The sequence below is a fragment of the Lysinibacillus sp. A1 genome (assembly GCF_000801965.1).
GTDB lineage: Bacteria > Bacillota > Bacilli > Bacillales_A > Planococcaceae > Lysinibacillus > Lysinibacillus fusiformis.
In genome coordinates this window covers 52,029-70,520 of record NZ_JSZM01000032.1, presented here as the reverse complement: position 1 = coordinate 70,520, position 18,492 = coordinate 52,029, and the positions used below count along the sequence as shown (strand labels likewise).

18 protein-coding genes, 1 pseudogene and 1 riboswitch are annotated in these 18,492 nt (G+C 37.3%); of the genes and pseudogenes, 6 read left to right on the top strand and 13 right to left on the bottom strand.

Annotated elements, in window-relative coordinates:
- Positions 1–27 precede the first annotated feature (27 nt).
- From PI85_RS20370 to PI85_RS20360, 3 genes are all read right to left on the bottom strand, one after another.
- Entirely contained in the window at positions 28–1,650 is a 1,623-nt protein-coding gene (locus PI85_RS20370; protein ID WP_036120867.1) for an S-layer homology domain-containing protein, read from the bottom strand.
- Positions 1,651–1,752: 102 nt separating this feature from the next.
- Entirely contained in the window at positions 1,753–2,919 is a 1,167-nt protein-coding gene (locus tag PI85_RS20365; protein WP_036120872.1) for an endonuclease Q family protein, read from the bottom strand.
- A gap of 69 nt (positions 2,920–2,988) precedes the next feature.
- Positions 2,989–3,159 (bottom strand): hypothetical protein, encoded by a 171-nt coding sequence (locus tag PI85_RS20360; RefSeq protein ID WP_200878310.1) that lies wholly within the window; start codon positions 3,157–3,159, stop codon positions 2,989–2,991.
- Positions 3,160–3,301: 142 nt separating this feature from the next.
- Here PI85_RS20360 and PI85_RS20355 point away from each other — a divergent pair, with 142 nt between their 5' ends.
- From PI85_RS20355 to PI85_RS20345, 3 genes are all read left to right on the top strand, one after another.
- On the top strand, positions 3,302–3,883 hold the full coding sequence (locus PI85_RS20355) for a TetR family transcriptional regulator (protein ID WP_036127390.1): 582 nt from the start codon (positions 3,302–3,304) through the stop codon (positions 3,881–3,883).
- A 71-nt stretch (positions 3,884–3,954) separates the two neighbouring features.
- Positions 3,955–4,308 (top strand): multidrug efflux SMR transporter, encoded by a 354-nt coding sequence (locus PI85_RS20350; protein WP_036120877.1) that lies wholly within the window; start codon positions 3,955–3,957, stop codon positions 4,306–4,308.
- Positions 4,308–4,622 (top strand): multidrug efflux SMR transporter, encoded by a 315-nt coding sequence (locus PI85_RS20345; protein WP_036120879.1) that lies wholly within the window; start codon positions 4,308–4,310, stop codon positions 4,620–4,622. Before PI85_RS20350 ends, PI85_RS20345 begins: the two co-directional genes overlap by 1 nt.
- A gap of 77 nt (positions 4,623–4,699) precedes the next feature.
- Here PI85_RS20345 and PI85_RS20340 read toward each other — a convergent pair whose 3' ends face one another.
- Both PI85_RS20340 and PI85_RS20335 read right to left on the bottom strand, forming a co-directional pair.
- The gene (locus PI85_RS20340; RefSeq protein WP_036120881.1) at positions 4,700–5,491 is read right to left on the bottom strand and encodes an ABC transporter ATP-binding protein; all 792 of its coding nucleotides are present in this window, start codon (positions 5,489–5,491) and stop codon (positions 4,700–4,702) included.
- Positions 5,492–5,496: 5 nt separating this feature from the next.
- Positions 5,497–6,543, bottom strand: coding sequence for an iron ABC transporter permease (locus PI85_RS20335; RefSeq protein ID WP_036120883.1), 1,047 nt, complete (start codon positions 6,541–6,543; stop codon positions 5,497–5,499).
- 195 nt (positions 6,544–6,738) lie between these two features.
- A riboswitch (cobalamin riboswitch) is annotated at positions 6,739–6,930 on the bottom strand.
- A gap of 153 nt (positions 6,931–7,083) precedes the next feature.
- On the opposite strand from PI85_RS20335, the pseudogene PI85_RS20330 reads away from it, so the two are divergent.
- Both PI85_RS20330 and PI85_RS20325 read left to right on the top strand, forming a co-directional pair.
- Positions 7,084–7,679: pseudogene (locus PI85_RS20330) on the top strand (biotin transporter BioY).
- Between the two features lie 116 nt (positions 7,680–7,795).
- On the top strand, positions 7,796–8,380 hold the full coding sequence (locus PI85_RS20325) for a YdhK family protein (RefSeq protein WP_036120885.1): 585 nt from the start codon (positions 7,796–7,798) through the stop codon (positions 8,378–8,380).
- A gap of 41 nt (positions 8,381–8,421) precedes the next feature.
- On the opposite strand, the gene PI85_RS20320 is transcribed toward PI85_RS20325, so the two are convergent.
- The 6 genes from PI85_RS20320 to PI85_RS20295 all read right to left on the bottom strand — a co-directional run bounded on the left by PI85_RS20320 (position 8,422) and on the right by PI85_RS20295 (position 13,386).
- Entirely contained in the window at positions 8,422–9,123 is a 702-nt protein-coding gene (locus PI85_RS20320; RefSeq protein ID WP_036120888.1) for a response regulator transcription factor, read from the bottom strand.
- The gene (locus PI85_RS20315; RefSeq protein ID WP_036120891.1) at positions 9,095–10,495 is read right to left on the bottom strand and encodes an ATP-binding protein; all 1,401 of its coding nucleotides are present in this window, start codon (positions 10,493–10,495) and stop codon (positions 9,095–9,097) included. The genes PI85_RS20320 and PI85_RS20315 overlap by 29 nt, the downstream gene beginning before the upstream one ends.
- 129 nt (positions 10,496–10,624) lie before the next feature.
- Entirely contained in the window at positions 10,625–11,167 is a 543-nt protein-coding gene (locus PI85_RS20310) for an NADPH-dependent FMN reductase (RefSeq protein ID WP_025117582.1), read from the bottom strand.
- 63 nt (positions 11,168–11,230) lie between these two features.
- Positions 11,231–11,848 carry a nitroreductase family protein gene (locus tag PI85_RS20305; RefSeq protein WP_036120895.1) on the bottom strand — a complete coding sequence of 206 codons (618 nt, stop codon included), beginning with the start codon at positions 11,846–11,848 and terminating at the stop codon, positions 11,231–11,233.
- Positions 11,849–11,916: 68 nt separating this feature from the next.
- Positions 11,917–12,900, bottom strand: a complete 984-nt coding sequence (locus tag PI85_RS20300; RefSeq protein WP_036120898.1) for a ring-cleaving dioxygenase — start codon at positions 12,898–12,900, stop codon at positions 11,917–11,919.
- A gap of 51 nt (positions 12,901–12,951) precedes the next feature.
- Positions 12,952–13,386: a MarR family winged helix-turn-helix transcriptional regulator gene (locus PI85_RS20295; protein WP_008176948.1), complete on the bottom strand. Its 435-nt coding sequence runs from the start codon at positions 13,384–13,386 to the stop codon at positions 12,952–12,954.
- 172 nt (positions 13,387–13,558) lie between these two features.
- Here PI85_RS20295 and PI85_RS20290 point away from each other — a divergent pair, with 172 nt between their 5' ends.
- A complete protein-coding gene (locus PI85_RS20290; RefSeq protein WP_036120902.1) occupies positions 13,559–15,544 on the top strand; it encodes a catalase in 1,986 nt (661 codons plus the stop codon).
- Positions 15,545–15,597: 53 nt separating this feature from the next.
- Here the strand turns inward: PI85_RS20290 and PI85_RS20285 are convergent, their stop codons facing one another.
- Together PI85_RS20285 and PI85_RS20280 are read right to left on the bottom strand one after the other, a co-directional pair.
- A complete protein-coding gene (locus tag PI85_RS20285; RefSeq protein WP_008176953.1) occupies positions 15,598–16,062 on the bottom strand; it encodes a YusW family protein in 465 nt (154 codons plus the stop codon).
- 107 nt (positions 16,063–16,169) lie between these two features.
- Positions 16,170–18,383, bottom strand: coding sequence for a YcdB/YcdC domain-containing protein (locus PI85_RS20280; protein ID WP_036120905.1), 2,214 nt, complete (start codon positions 18,381–18,383; stop codon positions 16,170–16,172).
- Positions 18,384–18,492: the final 109 nt, after the last annotated feature.

Here is an 18,492-nt window from a genome sequence, read left to right as displayed (position 1 = left end):
ATGTTATTTCACCTCTACCTTTATTTTTTATTGACTGAATAATTGATTCAGATTCACCATCATTTTAGCTGCCTGCCCTCTTGTAGTTGAAGCTGCCGGTGAGTACTTCTGTCCATCTCCCGACACAATTCCTAGCTCAAATAACATCGTAATGGCATGCTTTGTCTCTGCATTATAAGATGCAATATCTATAAATGGTGCACTTCCTTGGACAATATAAGGCTGTTTAAATTGTTGCTCATAGGCACGCTCAATCATCACTGCTAATTCAGCGCGTGTTACAGGTTTTGCAGGGTTAAACTTCCCATCGGCTCCCTTAATAATGCCATGTGCATACGCTGCCGCAATTTCCGACTGTGTTTTCTCATCATAATTAGCGATATCTGTAAATGGCGCCTTTTCCTGCGTTGTTATTCCCAAACTTCTCACTAGTATAGAGGCTACTTGTGCGCGTGTCACATTTTGATTAGGTTTAAATGTGCCATCTGGATAGCCATTCATCATCCCTGCTTCTGCTGCTTGCTGTATATAATCTTTTGCCCAATGATTTGCTGTATCTGTAAAACGAATTGTTTCTCCTGTAGTGAAAGTCGCTGTTGGATTTTGAACACTTTCATTACCAGCAGCATCCATTGCTTTTACTGTAATTGTGTAGGCTGTATGCTCAGTCAAATCTGTAAGTGTCGTCTCGGTTGTATCAGCAGGTACTGTTGAAGTTAATTTGTCATTTACATATACTTTGTATTTTTCTACACCAACATTATCCGTCGCTTCTTGCCAATTTACATCCACCGTTTTACGATCTTTTACATGGACTTGAATAGCTTTCGTTACATCCCATAAGGTGCTAGTTTTTATGATTGGTAAAAACGCCTCATTTGCTACTGCAAAATAACCAGCTTCACTTAAATGAATATTTTCTGGGTTAGGAAGGTAGGTTGGAACATCCTTTGCCACAACATCAGATGTAGGTACAAAAAACGCTCCAGCCTTTTCAACTGTCGTTTTAATGGTTGTATTCATTGTAGCCAATAATATTTTAAATTGGTTTTGTAAGCTCTCACTATAATATGGAAACGAATTGTAATAGCCCATCACATAAATTTCTGCTTGTGGATTTAATTTTTTTATTTCAGTTAAAATTGCTGCAATATTAGTTACAGCCTCTTTTGTAGCCTTTATGATGGCTAGCGTATCAATTCCGGCTGTCTGTGATTCTTTTAATATTGGCAGTAAGTCATTAGCGCCAACAGTTAACGTGATAATCTCTGCCTCTTTAATAGATGCTTTTAATTTAACCTGTTCCACCGGATAGCCAAAACCTGTCACTGTTTTGGCAACATCATTTTGAATATCTGCCAACACATTTTTTGTTGTATAGCCTGACATCGCAAAGCCCTTATTATAAGAAGTAATGAAGCCCTCTTTTTGTAAAGCTTGTGCAACAAAATCTGTGTAGCCTAATCCGATTGCACCGACCTCATTCATCCCATGTGCAATTGAATCACCTAGAGCTACATAATCTGCCTGAGTAGTCCAACTTGGTGCTATGTAATCTCCTGTTTCTTCAGCATTCGCAGCGACAGGTATTGTTAGCTGTAATGCAAGCATGCTTGTGGCTAAAAAACGGAATTTCTTTGAAAATTTCATACATTCTCTCCCCTACCTAAAAATAGTAATTGTTTTAACTATTTTACTAGAAGGGAGTTAAAAATAGGTTAAAAAACCAATAATCTTTTTAAATCATTTTTGCTACTCAATATGGACCTTCCCATAAATTCCACCACCACCAACTTCAATATTTAAATGACCTGTTCTCGCAGCATCTATTAATTTGGCCATTTTTTGTGGCACAATTTGTTCAAGCTGTTCAATGGTTACTCGATGTAAAATATTCATCTCTGTTCCAAAAGCATGCAATAATCGTTCCATCATTTTTGGACCAATACCAGGAATAAAATCGAGCGGTACTTGATGGATATACGGTGGTCTATTTTTTTCGTGGGAAAAATCCTCTGATAATTCCTGTATACGTGAAGCAACACCCTTTATGATTTGCGTACTTCCACAGTTCGAGCAAATTATAGCTTCGTTACTAAGTTGTTCTCCGCACTTACCACAAACTGTTTGATGATATTTACCAAGTAATGGATTCAAGCCATAATTGGCGATGATTACTCGTCCCTGTTGTTCACGAAGAGCCATTTGTAATTCTACAAAATTTGCGTCTGCTAAGCGTAATTTTTGATACTCTCGTGCGAGTTTCCCAAGAGAATGTGCGTCAGAATTACTAACGAATGGATATGCTTGAAGCTCTTTAATATGACGTACCATATTTGTGTCTGAGCTTAACCCTAATTCAATTGCATCTATTAGCTGGGGATCAAAGACTTCGGTTAGACTGTGATGGACACCTTTGCCATATAAACTTTTAAAGGGGGTAAATACATGAGCAGGAATAAATAGCCCTCCCAACTCATGAACTTTTTGTTGCAATGTTCTTCCATCACAGTAAATTCGTTGTGAGCTTAAATGAATATTTTTCATATGCTGAGACATCCAATTTGAAAATTGCTCCATGAGCAATAATGTAGGAAAATAAGCAAGCACATGAATGGGACCATGGCAATGTTGATCATAGATTTCTATTTCTGAACCTGGAATCAGTGTCGTTTCTTGAAAGCGCAGTCCACCCTCTGCCAGTTCAACGAGTTCACCTTGGTCAATCATCTCTTTCATTTCCTCTATAACCTCAGGTGAATGACAATCAATAATACCAATGATGTCCAGACCTTTTCTTGCACTAGCAGTCTCTAATATGCGCGCTAATGTCAACGTTTTACTACCAGTAATTTTCACAGCACGTCCTTTAGCTGTGCGGCCAATATGAATATGTAAATCAGCATAGAACTCTTTCATGTTCATTCACTCCTTAAACGCTACTTAAAATGAAAATACCTTACATGACTGCAAGGCATTTCACATTTATTATGATGGATGATTATTGGTTGTGCTATTATTTTCCTCAAAAACCCCAGAGTTATTTGGTGGCATAGATGATGAATCGTAGGCAACTAATGTGACACCCATTTTTTTCTCCAGTTCATTAATTTTCGCAAGTTGCTGCGAATCTAATTGTGCAAATTTAATGTTATCCATTGTCATCAATCCTTTCAAACATAAAGTTCCCTGAAATTAAAACAACTATACTTGCCGGAAATGACTGACTATCAGTCATTTTTTATTGACATTCATTTTTCTCTCCTGTAACATACTAATAAGTAAGGCAAAAGTGAGGGATATCATGTCAAAGGAAGAAAAGATTATTCAAGCAGCCCTTGAAGTATTTCGAGAAAAAGGTATTGAAAAAACAAAGGTTTCAGATATCGTAAAGGCAGCTGGTATTGCACAAGGAACATTTTATCTTTATTTCCCATCGCGTCTTTCGGTTATGCCTGCTATTGCCAAAAATATGGTAGAGCGCATTATGGCTACTGTCGAAGAAGGTGTTTCAGATCATAAGCCCTTTGAACAGCAGCTTGAAGAAGTGGTGGAGATGATTTTCTTAATTACGAAAGAATATGGGGATATCGTTGCACTTATTTATGCGGGTATTGCACAAACTGAGCATTTGAAAGAGTGGGAAAATATCTATTCTCCCTACTATGCTTGGATGAGTAATTTTTTATTAACGGCTCAGCAACAAGGAGTCATTCGAGATTCCATTAATCCATCGCGATCAGCCAAGCTTATCATTGGTCTAATCGAATCTGCTGCCGAACAAATTTATTTGTTTGACGATAGCAAGGATGAAACCATGCAGCAGCTTAAGCTTGAGCTTCTAGACTTTTTATATCATGCACTTGGCCTACGTCACGCATAAGTGGCGTTCTCTTTTATCTAAAAAATGACTGAATGTCAGTCATAATATTCTACTACGGAAGGAATTTATTTATGCAAAAAGAATGGATGTATGTTGGACTAACAAGTTTATTTGAATTGTTTTGGATATTCGGTTTTAATGTAGCAAATGCATGGTGGCATTGGATCATTATTGTATCTATTATCGCTGTTGATTTTCACTTCTTATCGAAGGCTTGTGAAAAACTCCCTACAGGTACTGTCTACGCAATTTTCGCTGGAGCAGGTGCAATCGGTACGACATTAATGGATATTTTTATTTTCAATGGTGATTTTAATGCGATTAAAGGGATATTCATGGTTATTTTAGTATTGGGCGTTATTGGCCTAAAATTGGCGGATAATCCATCGAAGGGTCCTAGTACGACAAAAGGAGTGGATGCATAATGGGCTGGATATTCGTTATATTAGCAGCAGTGGCGGAAATAGTCGGTGTCATTGGATTACGCTTTTATAGTCAACATAAAACCGTACGAAATTTATTATTATACGTCGGAGGCTTTGGTTTATCTTTTGCACTTTTATATGCCTCCTTCAGCTATTTACAACTAAGCATCGCCTATGTTGTTTGGGTTGGTATTGGAACTGTAGGTGCCGTGCTGGTCAATATTATGTTCTTTGGGGAATCTAAAAACCTTGCACGAATCATCAGCATCATTGCAATTATCATTGGAGTTGCAGGTTTAAAAGCGGTATCTTAATAGTAGATGACAAAGGGCGCCCTCTTAGATGAAATGGCGCCCTTTTTTATTAGATGGTGTTGAATGATCGTGGCAAACTAAATAAGGTTGCCCCCTCTTGCAAATTGTTCAGGGACGTATGTAAGATACGGCCTACCCGTCAGTGAATGTGTTTGAATATCAGCAAATACTCCAAATACTTCTCGCAACAATGATGGTGTAAGTACTTCTTCTGGTGTACCATGGCAAACAATGCGTCCGCGCTGTAAAACATAAATTTGGTCACAGTACATGGCGGCGATATTCAAGTCATGGAGAGCGGCTACTACTGTTAGATGCAAAGTTTGAATTAAATCCATCAGTTGAAGTTGATGTTGAATATCTAAATGATTTGTTGGTTCATCTAATATAAGTATCTGTGCTTGCTGAGCGAGTGCTCTTGCCACCATAACACGCTTCTTCTCCCCACCGGAAAGTGAGCTAAAGCTTCGTTTCGCTAGGTGCAATATGCCCGTTTGCTTCAAAGCATCTTTTACAATTTGAAAATCTTGCTCCTGATCAAGCTCTAATAGCTTTTTATGTGGAGTCCTTCCCATACTGACTAAATCATGAACAGTAAAGTCAAATAATACGGGTGTTTCTTGACTAACAACGGCTAAATTTTTAGCAATGGATTTACTAGATTGCTTTAAAATATCTTGTTCATTTAACAAGACTGTCCCACTTTCAGGCTTTAGGAGACGATACATATTTTTAAGCAATGTCGACTTCCCACTACCATTGGGGCCAATTAACCCGACAAATTGCTTTTCCTTTATTTTTACACTTACCTCATGAAGTATTCGCTGATCGTAAATGGAGAATGATACTTGTTTTGCTTCTAATGTCATGGAAGTTAATCTCCTTCACCGAAAGAATAATTATTACGACGGAGTAACCAAATGAAAAACGGTCCCCCACAAAAGGCTGTAATAATACCAATTGGCATTTCCTGTGGAGCAATAATAATTCGAGCTAATGCATCTGCCCAAACTAAGAAAATCCCTCCGAATAAAGCACTGACCGGTATTACATATTTATAGTTAGAACCGACAATTAATCGTACTATATGCGGAATAATTAATCCCACAAATCCGATAGAACCGCTCACTGCTACAAGTACCCCCGTTAAAAGTGAGACAAGTAAAATGAGCTGTATGCGAAATCGTTGAAGATTCACCCCTAATGTTACTGCTGCCTCTTCCCCAAGTAATAGCAAATTTAAATTTCGATAGAATAGCCATAAAAGCCCAAACACAATGAAAAAGATGGAGGCTGGAATAATAATATTATTCCATTTTGCTCCCGCTAAGCTGCCTAACATCCAAAACATAACAGCCTTTAAAGCACCCTCTTGCTTTGACATCATTAATATAAAATTAGAAATGGCCGTTAATATAAAGGAAACTGCCATCCCTGCCAATAGCAAGCGAAAAATCGAGACACGGCCACCTACGCGCGATAAGAAAAACACTAAACCAATTGCGAGCAAAGACCCTATAAAGGCTGATACAGAAAGTGCGTAGATACCTAAAAATGAAAAAGCACCTAAAATAATTACTGAAGTTGCTCCAACTGCTGCTCCTGAAGAAATTCCTAAAATATATGGATCCGCAATGGAATTTCGTACAAGTGCCTGAATCGCTGCCCCTGCAATGGCTAAACCCGCTCCTACAATAGCGGCAAGGATAACGCGAGGTACTCTTATTTGCCAAATAATAATTTCCTGTGAGCGACTCCAATCTTGCTCTATAGTGTGTTGTATAAATGGTAATTTCGAAAGAATTACTTTCCATACATATAATGGCGTCACCGAAACAGATCCAACCATTACAGCAAATGTCATGGATACAATTAATACGAAAAGAAGCACTAAAGAAAATAACATAAATTTTTTATTCATTCATTAAACTCCTACTAAGATGATGAATGAAGCAATTAAATATACGTTCGCATAATGTAGGTCAGATGATCTTACTTCAGATGACACTCAATAAAAAAAGGGCATTTCATGCAAAAATACGCACAAAAATACCCTCGAATAAACAAAGTCAGAAAATCCAGCTATTGTCCGTAATTGCTTGCATCCTCGTGGGCATTACAGGTATTACTTATTGGCAGGTCTCCTGACTTCGATTCATCATCCTATAAATAGCCTTCCCATTTTTAACAGTGGCAAATAAACATGATAGGACTCCTCGTTACAGTTGCGGGACAGCGTCGGACTTCCACCGACTTCCCTTTTAAGCGACATTGTTTAAAATGTCACACCAATAGTATGTTAAGTTAAAAAATTATGACGATTCTATCATACAGTTTTATAGATAGTTAGTCTACAAGTAATTTCCAACACGCTTAAGTTAACCTATACTTACAATAAAGTTAACACATTTGTTTTCGTTTTTACACTAACGATAAATACTTTGAAATTAGAGGTGAAGTCATGTCAACAGTATCCGAACAAAGCCATCCAAAATTAAAGACTGTAGATATTGCATATATTGGATTATTTTCCACCCTCATGATGATCGGTGCCAATATAACTTCCTTTGTGCCCTTTATGACAGTGGGAGGAGTGCCGATTACTCTACAAACCTTTTTTGCCATTTTAGCTGGACTTATTTTGGGTAGTAGGAGGGGAGCGCTTGCCTGCACTGTCTATATGTGTATTGGATTAGCAGGAGCACCTGTCTTTGCTCACTTTGGTGGAGGGTTCAGTCAACTATTAAGCCCTACATTTGGATTCATTATCACCTTTATTTTAGCAGCATATGTTGCCGGTTTAATGGTAGAGCGAAGTGGTACAAAGAAAAGCTTTATGCTAGCCGCATTCATCGCAACTGCTATCAATTACTTAGTAGGTACAAACTGGATGTTTATTGCGTATAAACTATGGGCCAGTGCGCCAGAGGATTTTTCCTATGGATTAGCATGGCTCTGGATGATTCCCCACTCCCAAAAGATATTATTTTAGCTATTTTCGCTGGTATGTTAGCGTACCGACTACAAAAATCATTGAAAATCATGCCCATTCAATAACGCTTCCATCCACTTCTTTAGTCAATAGACTAAAGAAGTTTTTTGTAATAATGAATGTCCATCTTTTCTGCATATTTGTTTGTTACAGTAAGGGCAAATAGAAAGGAGGATCTCATATGATATTCAAGCGAAGATGGTCAGGTGGACTATTATCAGCAGTTGCTTTACTTACTTTATCCGCTTGCTCTGAAGATAAAACGGAGCCTTCATCAACTTCAGACAATACTCCTGAGACTGAGCAACAAACAGAAATGGATCACTCCACAATGAACCATTCTAGCTCAGCAGAAGTACCGGCTACATTAAGAAAAGCTGAAGATCCAGCATTTCCGGTTGGAAGTACCGCTATGATGACAGATGGGCATATGGAGGGTATGAAGGGTGCCGAAGCGACGATTGTTGGTGCCTATAAAACTACAGCCTATATCATTTCTTATGATCCAACATCAGGTGGCAAACGTGTAGAGAATCATAAATGGATTATCCATGAAGAATTAATGGATATAGGGGAAGCACCACTATCCCCTGGTACAGAGGTAAAAACGACTGCTACTCATATGGAAGGCATGAAAAACGCAACCGTCCGCATTGAAGAAGCTGTACCAACCACAGTTTATATGATTGATTACATTTCAACCACGAATGGTGAAGCAGTGAAAAATCATAAATGGGTAACAGAAGATGAGTTAACAGCGCAATAATCTGAACAACCTCTCCCAGTATATTTGGCAGAGGTTGTTTTTTAGTTTTTATGTTCTAAAGTCTTGCGATCCGCAAACTTCTGCCATTTATAGCCGATTCCCCAAACGGTTTGCAAGTAATCATCAGCAGGAAATCCACTTTTCCTTAATTTTTCTCGTAAATTACGGACATGGGAATCGATAGTGCGATCCTCAATGGATACATGATAACCCCAAACTGTGTTAATAAGATGTTCTCTAGAAAACACTTTATTTTGATAATCTAGAAATAAGGACATCATGGAAAATTCTTTTGGTGTTAATGGGATTGCCTCTTGTTGATAATATAATTCAAAGGATTCTTTATCTAAGCATAACCCCTCAAAGACAACCACCTTGTCTTCTATCTTGGTTCTCCTTAATACAGCATGTATACGTGCTAATAGCTCTTCCTCATCAAAAGGCTTTACTATATAATCATCTGCCCCCATGTTTAAACCTTTTACAATATCTGAATGCTCTCCTTTAGCCGTAAGCATGATGATAGGCACATGCCAAAACTTCCTGATTTCTTCACACACTTGAAATCCATCCATCTCTGGCATCATAATATCCAAAAGAACTAAATCCACATGCTCTTCCTCTAGATAAATGAGCGCATCTTGAATGGAAGACATTGCTCTACATTGAAAACTGGGCTCTAAGTAAAGAGTCAATAAATCTAACATTCTTGGTTCATCGTCTATGCATAAAATGGTTTTCATCCGCTCCTACTCCTTTAAACGATAATTCAAAAACGGTCCCTTTATTTAGTTCACTTTTAACCGTCACTTCTCCCCCATGAGCATGTACGAGTTCCTTGACAATGGCAAGTCCTAGTCCAGAACCACCCAATGCACGACTTCTAGATTTTTCTACGCGGTAAAAGCGCTCAAAAATAAACGGTAAATCCTTGTTGGGAATCCCTCTTCCTGTATCTCGAATTATGATCGTTATTACGCCATTGACCTTCTTTACATCTACCGTGGTAGTATCTCCCTGTCCGCAATAGGTCAATGCGTTATTTAATAGATTAATTATTATTTGCTCTAATCTTGCCTCATCTGCCCATAACGTTAATCCCTTTTCACAGCACACATCAAAGTGGATATCTTTTTCTTGAAAAGCAGGACTTAATTTCCCTTTAATACCAGTAAAAAAATCCTGTAAATCTAGATTTTTTTTTTCAATAACAAATGAGTTTTCATCCATCTTAGCTAAATCAAATAAATCTTTTATTAATCGTGAGAGTCTATTCGTCTCTTCCAATATAATAGCTAAGTATTTTTGTCGATCTTGCACGGATAAATCGCGTTTATAAAGAATATCGGTATAACCTTTAATAAAGGTTATCGGTGTACGAAGCTCATGGGCAATGCTGGATAAAAACTCTTTGCGCTCCTGTCTTAAATGATTTAACTCATTTGATAGTAGCTGAATGGCATTCGATAAATCCCCAAGCTCATCTTTGCCATTTGTAGAAAGAGCGACCGTAAAGTCCCCTTTACTCATTTTCAACGTGGCCTCTTTCATCTGAATTAATGGTTCGGCAAGCTTTCTAGATAACACAATGATGACTGCAATGGTGACTAAGCCAGAAACAATGCCCACGATAAGGAAATGTTTATTCAAGCGTTTCATTAATGCATGAATCGAGTCTGTATTTTGAAACATAAAGACATAGCCAATCGTTGTCTGCTCTTTTTGCATAGGACTAATAGTAGCTATAGCTTTTGCCCGTTGCCAGTTATCTTGTAGAATCTTTCCCTCGTATGGTATAGTTCCATCTAATTTCTTTATCAGATTCTTCATTTCAGGATGCAGTTGAGAGGAGGCTAAAATGGTCCCCTCAGCATCTGTCACTACTACATCTGTAGATTCTTCCGATTCCATCAAGACGACATGTGCTAATGTTTCCTTATTAAAGTTCTGTTCTAATATTGTGCGATGTGAGTTTCCTCTCGCTTGCAAACTTGCTAATTCTTCCTCCACTCTAGAATTAGTCAATGAGGCGTGTAAAAAAAACATCATAAATGTTTCAATACAAAATAATGTAATGAAAAAGATGATGCCTAGCTTTAGTGATAATTTTCTCATCTGTAACCACCATTTTAGAGTTTCTTACTAGTATATCGGCAAAATATGAAGATTTCATGCAGAAAAAATCTCTATCCAAGCAGAAAAAGACCCATAAGTATAGTATATACTCATGGGTTAGCTTTTAAATTAAATGTATTTTTTTGCCCAGTTTAAGAAGTTATCGATGACTACATCCAAGAATTTCACTGTACCTTCATCCGTCAAATTACCTTCTGCATCAAATTTTGTATGCACAGCACCAATATAAACATCATTGCCGCTTAATAATGGTGAGTTAATGCCTGGTGAGAATAAAATATCACGTAGATGTAATTGTGCTTTTACAGTACCTAGATTTCCCATTGATGCACCCATAATAATAGATGGCTTGCCAATCATTACTTTATCTACACGAGATAACCAATCAATTGCATTAACCATGACACCTGGAACAGTTCCATTATATTCTGGTGTTACCCATAACACTGCATCTGCAGCCTTTACCTTAGCTTTAAAATCAAGAACTGCTTGTGGTGCTTCATTTTCGATATCTTGATTGTACATTGGTAAATCCTTCAGACTTAACACTTCTAAATCCAATTTCTCTGTATAACGTTTTTCAATAAATTGAGCTAATTGCATATTATAAGATTCTTTACGGATACTCCCTACGATGGCTACTACTTTCACGATGTTTCCTCCTAAATGTACATAATTCTTAGTATTTAAATAACTATTGTATTTTATACCACTTTAATAATAAATGGCAAATTCTTCAACTGGCTTACGATAACCACGTAAACGACGACTGCTTTCTTTTTCTTTTCCAATTGTAATCATGAGCGCTATTTCTTGCTCTTCTGGTACATTGAAAAGCTCACGCATTTTTTGATTATCGAAGCCAATCATTGGACAAGTGTCCCAGCCACGATTTTTCGCAGCTAGCATAAATAACATGGCTGACAAAGATGCATTTCGAATCGCTTCATCTTTCATAAATTCCTCGCCGCGGTCTTCATAAAAGTGAGTATTCTCAGCAACTATTTCTTCTAACTCATACGTTGTGATAATCCCTAAATCGACCATACCTTGACTTAGTTCTGCCGTATTTTTATACGCTTTTTTATCACCTAATACAAGAATGACCCCAGAAGCCGAATGCACTTTATATTGACCATATGCAGCTTCTCTTACTTTTTCCTTCATAGCCTCATCCAACACAACGATGTAATTGGCATGCTGTAAGTTAAAGGCCGATGGAGCAAGTTTGACATCCTCTAAAATTGGGCGTATATCTTCCTCAGTCATTTTAACGTCCATTAAAAAATTGTTCGCCGAGCGACGCTTATCAATCAATTTGGAAAATTCCATTCAATAAACCTCCAATTCAATATGTAACCATTCAGTAGAGAAAAAATTTCTCTACTGAATTAAAAATATTACTCATATTCTTTATCGAACGTAATGGAACTTCTTACAGTATCTATAGGGCGAACAAGTCCTTCAATTTGTGTACGTTTTGGTTCTAGGAATGGTGGTAATGAAAGTTTTTCTCCTAACGTTTCGTACGGTTCATCTCCCATAAAACCTGGCCCATCTGTTGCTAACTCAAATAAAATTTGTGGCGCTACACGTGCATATAAGGATTCAAAGAAATGACGATTTACATAGCCAGAGGTATGGAAACCAAAGCTTTCAAAACGTGCAGTCCATTCATCTAATATTGCACGATCCTCTACACGAAAGGCCGCATGGTGAACCGTACCAAATCCTTGGCGAGCTACTGGTAACACAGTATTGTGTTCTACAATCACTTGCGCTCCATTGCCACCCTCGCCAACTTCAAATAGGTGGAAATGTCCGTCCTCCCCAATCTCTGTAAATAGCATTACTTTTTCTAATACATCTTTAAAGTAATTAAAATCAGCTACACGAACAAATACTGGCCCTAAACCTGTAATAGCAAATTCAAGTGGGATAGGTCCATCCTGCCATGGCGTACCTGATGCGATACCTGTATCATGCTCATCAGAAATAAGTTGATACTGCTGATCATCAAAATCTACAAATGATAGTGTTTTTTTACCAAACTGTTCTTTTATCCCTGTATGTTTTACATGTAATCGGTCAAAGCGCTTTTCCCAATAGTCTAAAGAAGCATCTGTTGGCACACGAAAGGAAGTCTTTGAAATTTCATTTGTACCATGTACACCTTTTGGAATGTTAGGGAAATCAAAAAACGTCATATCTGTACCAGCACTCCCTTTATCATCCGCAAAGAATAAATGGTATGTTTGAATGTCATCCTGATTGACTGTTTTCTTCACTAAGCGCATTCCTAATACATAGGTAAAGAATTTATAATTTTCTTCAGCACTGCTTGTAATAGCTGTTACATGGTGTACACCTTTTAAATGATTCATAAAAATTCTCCTCCCATTATCTCGAAATCGAGATAATTATTTAAAATTTTTTTACTGTTCATTCGCATTTTTGCCAACCTTTTTTAGGGACAAAATCATTGTATCCAGCTCCTGAGGTCCCAATACTTGAAATATCTCATTTATTTTTTGTTCATGCTTAGGGAAAATCTCTTCCATTAGGGTCTGTCCCTCATTTGTAAGCAATACATAAGTGACACGTCGATCTCTAGGGCATGATTTGCGATATACATAGCCTTTTTGTTCAAGCTTATCAATTACATACGTAATACTACTGCTTGCAATTAATATTCTTTTACCGATCACTTGAATGGGCTGCTCGCCACGATGATACAGAAATTCAAGGACCGAAAATTCAGTTTGATTTAAGTCAAATTGAAGTAAATCCCTTTTGGTTGCTTCCTGAATCGTTTGATATGCTCGGAACAAGACCGTAAATGCTTTTAAGTTACGATTGTCTTCCTTCATACGACTCCCTCACTTATTTCGAATTTAATTATCTTTAATTCGAGATAATAATAACATATCCATTTTTAATCGGCAATCATTTTGTTTCGTATGTTACTCATTAGCTGAAAATGTTTGTGAACATCCTCTGCGGGTAGAAGGTAGTTGTAACTTATAAAGGAGGATTCTATATATGAAAAAAGAAATCAATCAAAAACAACAACAATTAGAAGCATTCCGAGTAAGTGATAAAAACCAACCACTCACAACCAATCAAGGACTAAAAATATCAGAGGATGAACATTCTTTAAAAGCTGGTGATCGAGGTCCTACTTTACTAGAGGATTTTCATTTTCGTGAAAAAATGACGCACTTTGATCATGAACGTATCCCCGAAAGAGTAGTGCATGCACGTGGATCGGCAGCACATGGGATTTTTGAAACCTATGAATGTGCAAGTGACATTACAAAAGCACAATTTTTAAATGGTAAAGGAACTAAAACACCAGTCTTTGTTCGTTTCTCTACCGTTGCAGGCTCAAGAGGCTCAGCCGATACTGTCCGTGACGCACGTGGCTTCGCTACAAAATTTTATACACAGGAAGGTAACTATGATTTGGTCGGGAATAATATTCCGGTATTTTTTATACAAGACGCTATTAAATTCCCCGATTTCGTACACGCAGTAAAGCCCGAGCCAAATAACGAAATTCCTCAAGCTCAAAGTGCCCATGATACATTTTGGGATTTTATTGCGAACAATCAGGAGTCTGCCCATATGGTTATGTGGCATATGTCGGATAGATCGATTCCACGAAGCTACCGCATGATGGAGGGTTTCGGTGTGAATACCTATCGTTTCATCAATGCCGAAGGAAAATCCCACTTTGTTAAGTTTCATTGGAAGCCAGTTCTTGGTGTTAAATCGTTAGTATGGGATGAGGCACAGATCATAGCTGGTAAAGATCCTGATTTCCACCGCAGAGATTTATGGGATTCCATCGAACATGGTGATTATCCAGAATGGGAGCTTGGGGTGCAGCTTATTCCGCTTGAAGATGAATTTAAATTTAGTTTCGACATTCTCGATGCTACAAAAATATGGCCCGAGGAAGAGGTTCCTGTTCGTATTCTTGGCAAAATGACGCTTAATAAAAATGTAGACAACTTCTTTGCTGAAACAGAACAAGCTGCATTTCATGTAGGGCATGTTGTACCTGGCATTGACTTCTCAAATGACCCTTTATTACAAGGCCGCTTATTTTCTTATACAGATACACAGTTAATAAGACTCGGAGGCCCAAACTTTCATGAGCTCCCTATTAATAAACCTATCTGTCCTTTCCATAATAATCAGCGAGATGGCTATGGTCGACAAACGATTAATGTTGGGCAAGTTAGCTACCATAAAAATTCCTTAGCTGATAACACACCATACCCCGTCCCTGAGGCAGAAGGTGGCTATACACATTATGAGGAAAAAGTAGAGGGTCATAAAGTACGCGCACGCAGTGAAAGTTTCAAAGACCATTTTACACAAGCTAGGTTATTTTGGTTGAGTATGACCGATATTGAAAAGGAACATATCATCAATGCCTTTAGCTTTGAGCTTGGTAAAGTAAAAAATAAAGCCATTCGAAAACAAGTTGTAGATATGTTTGCCCATGTCAGCCATACACTTGCAACAGCAATTGCAGATAATATTGGTATTGTACCTCCCGTACAAGTAGAGGTCCCTCATACTATGCAAACCTCCCCTGCGGTTAGCCAAATCTTGAATGCTGTAGAAAGTGTCAAAACTTTTAAAGTAGCCGTGATTGTAGCAGAAAATACGGAGGAAAACCTAAATGACCTGATTGCTACACTTTTGAGCAAAAATATAGTAGTAGAATTAATTAGTACAAAACAGGGCTTACTAAATGGCTTTGAAATTCATGAAACTTTTGCCACTGCTTCTTCCGTACTTTATGATGGAATTTATGTAACTGGTTCCTACCATGATTCCCATCAACAAATTAAAGCAGAGCAATTTATTGAAGAAGCCTACCAGCACTTTAAAACAATTGGCCTTGCTAAAAATGTATCGATTTTACCGCATATCGCCAATAAAAATGGGGTTGCGAATAACTTACCTTCTTTTATTCAACTCCTTTCAAAGTATCGACATTGGGAACGTTAACGTTTATGCATGTAAAAGCCAGCTAACGCTTGTTTAGCTGGCTTGTCTCATTTTTAAGGTAGTCGTTTAAATTCCTTTTCGTTTCCGTCCATAAACTCTACTTCGACTTCAATGGACTGATAGTTATCTTCAATATTAAAAACTTTAATTACTTGATCAATCACTTCATCATTTGGAGTGGTAGAATCAAAATTTAACTGCTTAAATAACGGCTCTAGTTTTGTATAGGCTTCATCACCTTGTAACTTTACATTTTGTCGATCATCCTGTAACTTCGCTGAGATTCCTGATTTTTTATTTTCATACTCTACCTCGTATGACTCCGTTGCAGAATAATCAACATCCAATGAAAACTCTAAAAAATTGAATGTCACTTGGTCTGTAGGCGTATCACCAGTCTGTTGTGAAGCATTCTGATCTGCTGGCGCATTTGTAGGCACATCCTTTACCTCATCTTTATTACAGCCATAAAGGATAACCATTACGAAAGAAATCGCTAATAATAATTTTAATTTCATCCAATTGTACACTCCCTTCTTTTCATATTATTTCCCCTTTCTGCTATAAACTAACCAAAAAAAGGACATCTCCTCAAATGAGGAAATGCCCTTTTCATAACATACAACTAATAATAGAAATTGCGATCAACTTTATTTTCTTGAATAGCCTTTGCTAAACGGATTGTCGAGACAGCCAAATCAGCATATGACACACTCTTCGTAGCATTAAAGTTATTTTGCTGTGCATCAATTAGACCCATACCATTTGCTAAAGCAATATAGCCTGTATACGCTGGATCAATTGAAGATGCATCAGCAAAGTTTAATTTATAAATATCTTTATATTTAGCAACATTGTCTAATTGTAATAGTTTGATTGACCACTCTGCGAACTCTTGGCGAGTTAGAGTAGCATCTAATGCAAATTGATTAGCAGGCTGAATGATGCCCATTTTGACAGCTTGCTCCACTACCCCATAGAGAGGATGTTTTTTATCAATATTGTTGAAGGATTGCTTTTCCCCATCCCCAATGCCATAGTACCCGTAAGTTAAGGAGTGCAATAAAATTTTCAATGCTTCTCCTTTTGTTACAGCAGCGTCCGCATTAAAGTTTGCTATATCTTTTACATCTAACACATTTTGGTTAAATAAATAGTTTAACTCTTTGGCAGCTGTTGGATGAGAAATAACGGGCTTCTCTTTCGAGTCATCTACATTCGTTAACCAGTCACCAGAAATAGCATCAATTTGATTAAATAAACTTCCATTGTAAGTAGGTGCATACACTAAATCGTAATGGAGTTTACTCTCTGAATCTTGTTTTACATATTGCAGTTGCAATGTAAGTGCTTTGCTATAAGCTTCTTTTGCTTTGTCAGCGGATATTACATTATTAATAGGCTGCCAGTTATCTATCTTTTGCTTATATACACTTAGTGAGCGTAAAGATCCATCAGAGCCAATCCCTACATGTAAGCCATCCCCTACAACTGCAATACCATTCATAATGCGTGGGAAGGTGAAGTAATATTCCTTACTATATTGATCGAATACGGCATCCTCGATTGGCATTGAATATTCATGTAAATATGAAGGTGCCCATTCCTTCAAATAATCAGTTGCCTTCTTCAATGCAGCGTCCTTAGAAATTGCGTTTCCTTTGTTATTTATTAAAAAATCTCTCGATAGGTCATGATACTGAACTAGTTCACCTGTCGCCTTATTAATTTCTAAAGAGCTACCAGATCCACCATTGCCATACATATACGTATAGTTAACAGAGTAGATCGTCTCACCATTGTCATTTTCTCTTTCATCTACTAAATCGATCGTAAGCTTTGCTTTACTCTCATCAACTTTTAAGAAATTTTTCGCGAATTCTTCAGCCTCAGTTGCCGTCATACCGTTCTTTCTTGGTGGTAAAGGTTGTGCTGAAATTTTTTCAATGCTCTTTGTCTTCGGCAATTGTTCAGTGAAACCATTTGCTGTCTGCCATTGCCCATTTAGAGCATGTACACCATTGAACCCTGTGGCAGGTGCATAAACAAGCTTCACATTACGTTGATCAGATCTGTAGTCATAATCAATATAATAACGAAGTTCGACAGCTAAATTATCACGAACTTGTGCCAGCATATCCTCCTCTTTCTTTTTTTGATCTAAACTATCAAAGGAAGCTTTACTAATAGACTCTGCATTACTAGACATCCCCGTAACTTCACCATTTGCCAGAACATTAATAGTAATACTTTGATCTCCAATAAGAACCCCATTATAAATTGGTGAATAGACATAGGAGTAAGTAATCGGTTCTGATAACGGTCTCGTCATATTAAAACCATATTCGTTAGAATCATCACGAAGTTTGTAATTATTCGCATTTGCAAATTTACCCAGGAATTTTTGTGCAATTTTTTGTGCCTCATTCTCTGAATACTTTGCTGGATAGATTGCATCTGCTATATTTGCAGGCTGATAATAAAAGCTTTCTAATTCTAAATCATCGCCCTTAAATACAAAGCTACCATGTACGTCTTTACCTTTAATTGTTTTATAGAAATTTAGTTCATATCGAACCGTTGTATCATCTCTATAGAAGTGTCCAGGTCCAGAATTAAAGTCTTGATCCGCTACAAATTTGAACTCTTCCGGGAATAGTGATCGTAGCTTTTTTATTAGCATATTTTTTGTAATTTTTGTTTCAGTTGAAGCTACCTGAATTTCAATACGCTCCGATGATTCCTTTACATTTGCTGATGCTTGCGATATTGGTGCTAAAATACCAACAGAAAATGCTGTTGACGTTAGAATTATTCCTAACTTTTTAAATTTACCCAAAATATCCCTCCTAAAATACTATTTGCCATAATTATAATATAGTTTCCGATATTTAGAAACATTTTTACAGATAATTTCCAAATTAGAAGAAAATACAATGGGTAAACCC

Bases quoted from the DNA above. Each gene is read 5' to 3' on its own strand.
- PI85_RS20360 (WP_200878310.1), bottom strand. From the start codon at position 3,159: ATGGATAACATTAAATTTGCACAATTAGATTCGCAGCAACTTGCGAAA.
- PI85_RS20350 (WP_036120877.1), top strand. From the start codon at position 3,955: ATGCAAAAAGAATGGATGTATGTTGGACTAACAAGTTTATTTGAATTG.
- PI85_RS20295 (WP_008176948.1), bottom strand. From the start codon at position 13,386: ATGAAGGAAGACAATCGTAACTTAAAAGCATTTACGGTCTTGTTCCGA.
- PI85_RS20325 (WP_036120885.1), top strand. From the start codon at position 7,796: ATGATATTCAAGCGAAGATGGTCAGGTGGACTATTATCAGCAGTTGCT.
- PI85_RS20305 (WP_036120895.1), bottom strand. From the start codon at position 11,848: ATGGAATTTTCCAAATTGATTGATAAGCGTCGCTCGGCGAACAATTTT.
- PI85_RS20335 (WP_036120883.1), bottom strand. From the start codon at position 6,543: ATGAATAAAAAATTTATGTTATTTTCTTTAGTGCTTCTTTTCGTATTA.
- PI85_RS20345 (WP_036120879.1), top strand. From the start codon at position 4,308: ATGGGCTGGATATTCGTTATATTAGCAGCAGTGGCGGAAATAGTCGGT.
- PI85_RS20300 (WP_036120898.1), bottom strand. From the start codon at position 12,900: ATGAATCATTTAAAAGGTGTACACCATGTAACAGCTATTACAAGCAGT.
- PI85_RS20290 (WP_036120902.1), top strand. From the start codon at position 13,559: ATGAAAAAAGAAATCAATCAAAAACAACAACAATTAGAAGCATTCCGA.
- PI85_RS20320 (WP_036120888.1), bottom strand. From the start codon at position 9,123: ATGAAAACCATTTTATGCATAGACGATGAACCAAGAATGTTAGATTTA.
- PI85_RS20370 (WP_036120867.1), bottom strand. From the start codon at position 1,650: ATGAAATTTTCAAAGAAATTCCGTTTTTTAGCCACAAGCATGCTTGCA.
- PI85_RS20315 (WP_036120891.1), bottom strand. From the start codon at position 10,495: ATGAGAAAATTATCACTAAAGCTAGGCATCATCTTTTTCATTACATTA.
- PI85_RS20340 (WP_036120881.1), bottom strand. From the start codon at position 5,491: ATGACATTAGAAGCAAAACAAGTATCATTCTCCATTTACGATCAGCGA.
- PI85_RS20285 (WP_008176953.1), bottom strand. From the start codon at position 16,062: ATGAAATTAAAATTATTATTAGCGATTTCTTTCGTAATGGTTATCCTT.
- PI85_RS20365 (WP_036120872.1), bottom strand. From the start codon at position 2,919: ATGAAAGAGTTCTATGCTGATTTACATATTCATATTGGCCGCACAGCT.